The sequence below is a fragment of the Leptolyngbya cf. ectocarpi LEGE 11479 genome (genome assembly GCF_015207065.1).
In the GTDB taxonomy this organism is placed as follows: domain Bacteria; phylum Cyanobacteriota; class Cyanobacteriia; order Phormidesmidales; family Phormidesmidaceae; genus Leptothoe; species Leptothoe ectocarpi.
In genome coordinates this window covers 1-6,413 of sequence record NZ_JADEXP010000360.1, presented here as the reverse complement: position 1 = coordinate 6,413, position 6,413 = coordinate 1, and the positions used below count along the sequence as shown (strand labels likewise).

5 protein-coding genes and 1 pseudogene are annotated in these 6,413 nt (G+C 56.4%); 2 read left to right on the top strand and 4 right to left on the bottom strand.

All coding sequences use genetic code 11. The features are described from left to right. Positions 1–600 (top strand): annotated as a pseudogene (locus tag IQ260_RS25610) (hypothetical protein); the annotation flags it as partial. 20 nt (positions 601–620) lie between these two features. On the opposite strand, the gene IQ260_RS25605 reads toward IQ260_RS25610, so the two are convergent. The 3 genes from IQ260_RS25605 to IQ260_RS25595 all read right to left on the bottom strand — a co-directional run bounded on the left by IQ260_RS25605 (position 621) and on the right by IQ260_RS25595 (position 3,942). Continuing rightward, on the bottom strand, positions 621–2,408 hold the full coding sequence (locus tag IQ260_RS25605; protein ID WP_193995910.1) for a glycoside hydrolase family 10 protein: 1,788 nt from the start codon (positions 2,406–2,408) through the stop codon (positions 621–623). Positions 2,409–2,413: 5 nt separating this feature from the next. Beyond that, entirely contained in the window at positions 2,414–2,764 is a 351-nt protein-coding gene (locus IQ260_RS25600; RefSeq protein ID WP_193995909.1) for a translation initiation factor, read from the bottom strand. A gap of 131 nt (positions 2,765–2,895) precedes the next feature. Continuing rightward, entirely contained in the window at positions 2,896–3,942 is a 1,047-nt protein-coding gene (locus tag IQ260_RS25595) for a hypothetical protein (protein ID WP_193995908.1), read from the bottom strand. Between the two features lie 301 nt (positions 3,943–4,243). Here IQ260_RS25595 and IQ260_RS25590 point away from each other — a divergent pair, with 301 nt between their 5' ends. Then, positions 4,244–5,026 (top strand): hypothetical protein, encoded by a 783-nt coding sequence (locus IQ260_RS25590; RefSeq protein ID WP_193995907.1) that lies wholly within the window; start codon positions 4,244–4,246, stop codon positions 5,024–5,026. A gap of 48 nt (positions 5,027–5,074) precedes the next feature. On the opposite strand, the gene IQ260_RS25585 is transcribed toward IQ260_RS25590, so the two are convergent. Continuing rightward, the coding region (locus tag IQ260_RS25585; protein WP_228016430.1) for a hypothetical protein at positions 5,075–6,413 on the bottom strand (1,339 nt) is incomplete at its 5' end.

Below are 6,413 nucleotides of genomic sequence, written 5' to 3'. Positions count from 1 at the left end.
GCCCCCACGCCCGCCACGCCGACTCGCCCGGCTCAGCCTGCCGCACCAACACCGGTTGATCCGCCGGTTAAGCCTGTTGTTGACCCGCCCCAGCCCATCGAACCAGCCCCTGTGCCAACGGCGGGACCGACTGAACCGGTGCAGCCGATTGTTAAACCCACGACGCCCCCCATTGTGGAGCAAACGGTGCCTGAAGCAGCGCCTGAGCCGGTGGTATCGCCCGAGCCTGCAATCTCAACCCCTGAGGTGCAGCCGGTTGCCAAGCCGACTCAGCTGCCCCCAGACCCGACTATCCCTGAAGTAACAACGGTTGCCCCGGTGGAAACCGTGATTCCTGTGGAGGATGGGTTTGACAACGTGGGGGAACTAGATGTGATCGACTCGGGTTTGGAACCTGAAACCACTGAAGCTCAGATAGACCGATTGCCAGACGCCATCGCTGTCCAGGAAGGCGCACCTGCTAATACAACGCCTCCAGAAGAACCGTCCATCGGCGTTGCCCCTCCTGGGCAAGTCGGGGCAACGCCAGGACAGTCAGGGGCTGAACCCCCTGGACAAGTCGGGGCAACGCCAGGGCAAAACAACGCGGGGCAAAATTAGTTAAAAATTAGTTGACGACCCTACACTTGGGGCGCTGAGACTTTTTTAGGGAACAGCTGACGCAGGCTTTGCTGACGCTGTTCTAATGTTTCGGTCTCTGACCACCAGAGGGATTCATAAAAGAAAAACGAAACACCGGCATAGCTGCGATCGCGAATGGCGCTCACCTGCTCTTGAATCCAATCCATGGATACTGACCGTCCCTTTAAACCGCTGAGCACCCCGACTGCTGTGGGTATATGACGGCGGGCAGCCTGGGCTGGAGCCCTACCCATCTCCCAAACAAACCGGCCCAGGTCGCTGCGATAGAGCTGAATAATCAACTCTTCCACGTAGCCTTGGTTGACCCAGGTATCCCAGTCCTGCAAAAAGTGCTTGTAGGCAAATTCGTGGGGGTTGGGCGACACCGACATAATTGCCTGGGGCCGTCGCGCTTTGACCACTGCAAATGTGCGGGCCATAACATCGGTGATTTTGTCAGCGCGCCAGCGCGTCCATTCCGGGTCGTGGATGTCCCTGGGGGGAGCTTGGCCACTGTGTTCCTGGCGATACAGACTCACCGTGTAGGGATCGTAGCCATAGACAGCCGGCAGACCAAAATGGTCATCCATCTGTAGCCCATCGATGGGATAGTTGGCCACCAGCTCACTGACCATATCGAGCATAAACTGCTGCACTTCCGGGTGAAACGGGTTGAGCCAGACTCGATTGTGTGTGCCCTCGGCCTTGACAGTACTACCATCGGCCTTTTGAGTCAGCCAGTCTGGATGGGTGCGTGCCAGGGCTGAGTCCGCCGGGGCCATAAACCCAAACTCAAACCAGGGAATCACCCGCAGACCCAGGGGACGAGCCAAATTGATCAGCTCTAGCAGCATGTCGCGATCGCCCTGGGCGGCTTCTAGGGCCTCGTTCCGTTCTCCCGTATTGTCCACATCGGGATATAGCCCCTGTTTGTAACCAAAGGTGCGTTGAGCCACGGCGCTGGGGTACAGGGTATAGCCCCAGTTCCAGACGGTGGGGTACACCGTATTAAAGTTCAGCTGAGCCAGCCGTTCTAAACCGGATTCTAAGTTCTCGCGCGAAAACAGCACCTGACTATCGACGTTGGTTAACCACACACCGCGCAGCTCGTCTTGGGGAATGGCCGCAGGGGCCATAGTAGCGGGCTGTATCCGGTCAGGAACCAGGGCAGCTAGGGCCGGATCGGGGCTAGCTGCACATAGCAAACGAGCGGCCCTGCCATAGGTCTCATTGCGATTAGGGTTTAGCCTTAGCGGGTTACGGGAGCCAGCGGCCATAGGAATTACCCCCTGGGCTAGGGCGGCGGCCACTCCTTCGCGGTCGGCAGCCATCAGTGAGCTATCGCGAAAGGTGGCCTCTACCAAACGGGTGGCCTGGGCCTGGGCAGGAAGCGCCGCTCCGGTGGTGAGCACGGCTAGGGCTTGCGATCTCAAAATAGCCCGCTCTCCCACCGACCGCTCCCCCAGTGCCGCCGTCAATAGCTGTTCTACCTCTGTTTCACCGGCAAATGTGAGTCCTAGGGATGCATTAGCCGCCGCAAACTTTCCAGGAAACGCCCGTAGGACTGCTGCTGCAAATTGCTGTTGGGATATTGGCTGAGCCCCATAGCGAACCGCCCCCACAGGTAAAATCTGCCGTTGGTTTAGAGCCGCCACACAGGGCTGTTGCTGCCAGCTCTCCGCCGCCGTTGCCCCCAGCCCAGTCCAGCCTATCCACAGACAGATAAATAGGGCCAAAACCCCATACCGTAGGTGCTTTGACCGGATAAAAGATAGATTAAATGCCACAGATATTAGCCTCCGCTGCGCTTAGCGCGATAGCCCTTTTCAATCAAGAGGGCCACTAGCTTAGGGGCATGCTCCCCTTGAATTTCAATCGTGTTGTCCTTGACCGTGCCGCCAGAGCCACACTGAGCCTTGAGGGTTTTAGCCAGCTTAGTCAGGGTATCGGGAGCATGCTGAAATCCACTAATAACAGTGACCTTTTTACCTTTGCGCCCCTTTCCACTCACCTGCACCCGTAGATCCTGCTCAGCCGGGGGGCGGTCAGGCACAGCTCGGGCCATCGCTGGATTTTGACCAAACTCCGAATACACAACCCGATCCGTCGCCTGATTGGCCTTTTTACCCTTCTGTTTTGCCATGGGTGGCTTTTTTACCTCTTAGTCTCCAACTTAGTCAACCTAGTCTCCAAAAAATAATCCAGCACAAACCTGCTGGACACCCCACCAGGGGCAAAGCGTCCCACCAAACTGGTCGCGCGATCGATTGCCCCTCAATCCCAAAGTGCTTCCCAAGCATTACGTGGCTGGTTAGGAGTCGTTTGGGACGACCCGTCAAAGGTGGGAACCTCTAGGGGCGTTACCACCGGATTCTGAGCAGGCGGTAATACCTGGGAGCGATCAGGCGCCGTCACTGTGGGTACGGAACTGCCCGCTGACGGCTGGGTCGGCAACGGAGCTATCCCGGCAGCCTGATTGAGTCGATTAAAATCTGGCAGCGTCGCGGGGGGCACATAGCCGGTTGTTCCTGGCGGTGGCGACATGTTGGGGGTGGTGCGAATAAACGCTCGATTGAGGCCATCCAAACTGCCCGGTGTCACTCCGGTTTGGTCAATAGCGCCTTGGTCAAAGGAGAATGTCGGTGAATTTTGATCAGAGTTAGCTGGGGCCTCGGCTGGGGTAGTCCCCCTGGCCGGTTCACCTCTAGAGTTAGCACTGAAGGCACTGCTATTCGGCGCTGCTGGGGCTGCCTGCTGCCGGGCAAAGGCTTCAGCTAAAGCGCTGGGTGCGGTGGTTTGATTGGTTGCCTGAGACGTTGACGCGGAGGGAGTCGTTTGCTGGCCAACGGTGGCCTGCCCTGGTCTGGCGGTCTGGAAATTTGAGCCAGTGGCATCGGTGCCGAGAAAACGATATTCATCGACATAACGATTTAATCGCTCCACGGTTGACTCAGCGGCATCGGCCTCAACGCCGGCAGAGAGGGCATTGAGGGAGGCCGCCGCACTGGAATCCCCACCCGTGGTCAGGGCAGACAAATCCGAGTCCAGCTGGGCCAGCAAGAGTTCCACATTGTCCAGCTCAGCGGCCACCGCCTGTTCTTCGGGGGTCAAGGACTCAAGCAACACATCTGTCGAGGTGGAGTTTCCTGAGCTACCAAAACCAGTAGTTCCTAACTGCCAGGGTAGCTGCCCTGGGTTTTGGCGATACTCCCAGGCATATAGACCTACTACACCACTTACCAGGATGCCAAGCCAAAGCCATGGATTTAGAATCCCCTGAAACCGAGATGGTAAGTACCGAACAGATGGAGGTAACCGCATACGTCAATGCCCCGAACGATAGCTAGTCGCAATTCTATGCTGGCACGTATCAAAAAAAGTTGCCTATAGACAGGTAACAATAGCCTCAGTGGCACAAGAAATGCTGCTTTTCTTACGAAAAATTATAAGTCTCAAACGGTTCAAAACAATATCACAAGCTTTATCAAGCTCTGTAGCACTTCTAGAAAGCCGCAGTATACTGAGATTCATGCGATGACGGCAGTGCTCACAGCAGTGCAGAGCGCATCGGGGGTTAGCATCGATTTCACCTATTCCATTGGCGGTTTGGTAGTCCATAATAATGTCTACTTCTAAACTCCCCAAACTCCCTTCTACTGATGAGGGCAAAAGCAGCCTTCGTTATGAAGTGAATCCGGCCATTGCCCTTAATGCGCTGACTGATATCTATCAGCAGGTGCAGCACTATCAGGGGCAGCTGCGGCAGTTGGTCCATAAAATCCAAAAGATCTATGCAGAGGGGCCGGTGGTATCTGGCTGGTTAGCGTCTGAGGCCAGCTTGAGTGCTGCGGTTAAATATTCCCACTGTTCTGATGATTGTCTGGGTAGTCTTCCTCCAGGCGATCCTTTGGGCAATTCTCAGCGCAATCTTCCGGACGCTGCTTGGGGGGAGTCTCCATCCCACCTTGATCCGCCGTCCAGGTGCTCTGAGCCATTGGAGACAATGGATGTGGCGCTCTTTCGCCACGGCGATGCCAATGACTTGATGAACTATCTGTCAGCGCTAGAAAGTGCCATGCTGGAAAAGGGGGTATCGGGTAGTCATGCCCTGACTTCCAGCCAAGAGGCGAATGGCAGATCTCCTGCTCGCTTACCTGTCCACACTGCACCCGCTGATCGCAGCGGGGAACAACATTCCGGCCAATCCTATTATCTGTGCCAGTTAAACAGCAGTGGTCAAATTCAAGCGGAACTGTGTCCGCCAGACCAGGTGCCGGTGTTGAGTATGGCCATTGCCCGCTATCGGCGTCTCAACCAGCTGATCAAGCAAAAACAGGCGATTGAGACTAAACTTCAGGCGATTGTAGCTATTCTCGGGGATGCCCAACGGGTACTGGTGGAGTAGCTATTGCACAGCTAACTCACCCTCCCCCATTACCAGCTCTCCGAGGTGCTACTGGTCTTGCCAACGTTTGATTTCGGTCTGAGCTTGCTGGTAGTTTTGCGTGTTTTTAGGAATCAGGGTAGCGGCTTCAATGGCGCTACTGTACCGCCCCTGGGCGGCGCGAGCCCGAGCAATGGTCAGCATTTTTTCAGTCCATTCGCCAATCAGACGCTGGGCATCGGCATGCTCGACAGGTTGATCAGAAGGAACTTTTTGCAGCTCCAAAATACCTCGCTGATAGGTGCTGGCTTGTCCCATCCGTGGAATAGCCTGGGCTTCACGGATTAGGGCTCGGGTTTCAATGCGAGCTTCCCAGGTCTGGATATTGTCCTGGGCCTGACGGTAGATGTCGGCGGGTTCGCGGGGAACGAGCTTAGCGGCATTAATGGCGGCCTGGAGTTCGGTCTCTGCAGCTCGACCTGCGGCCAGGTCTAGGATGACCTGACTCCAACGCTGGATGTCAGTCTGGGCCTGCTGATAGTTGGGATCGCCGGGGGGAATTTGGCTGGCGGTTGCGATCGCACTAGCAAACCGAGATGCCTGACTCGGTCGCAACGACCGCCGGGCATCCTCTAGTAAAGCGTCTGTATCGTTAGCAGAGCTGTTTGAGCTACTGGCCGTTGTATCACCAGAAGCCGTCACCCCATCAGGACTGGGCGCAGCTGCCGTATCCCCAGAGTCGTCCGTTGCCCCATCTGTCGTCCCATCCGTTGCCCCATCTGAGCCTTCGCCATCCGATTCCTCCTCTGGGGTATCTGGATTGTCTGAAGTATCTGCCGGTTCCGATGTGTCATCCTCTGCGCCGTTCGCAGTCTCGGTCGTATCTGAACCCTCTGGCGTTTCACCCTCTGAACCCTCCGGTGTTTCACCCTCTGGAGTTTCTGCAGTCGCATCCTCTGGAGCTGCGTCAGTGGTGCCATCGGTGGCTGCGTCAGGATCATCTGAGGCTGCCCCATCGGTCCCATCGGCCCCGTCGGCCCCGTCGGCCCCGTCGGTATCGTCACTGGGATTGTCCCCATCCAAACCAACGCGCGCCAACCACTCAGGCGGCACTCGTTCCTGCAGCGTACTTTGTACTAAGGGTTGATTACGGAACAGTACAGCTGCTAGCAATAGTAAGCCTCCTAGGAGCAACAGCCAGGGTAAACATCCCCCTGAGCGGTTGCTCCTAGGCTCAACGTCCGGTAGATCCTCAACTAGCGTTGTGCCATAGGCATCATCAGCATCCTCATCGGGATCATCCACCTCCAGTGAGAAGGGCTCCCGCTGTGGTTCTTCCGGTAGTTCGTCTTCTAAAACTAGCTCTGGAATTGGCTCCGGAATTAAGTTATCTCCATCATCTCCACCA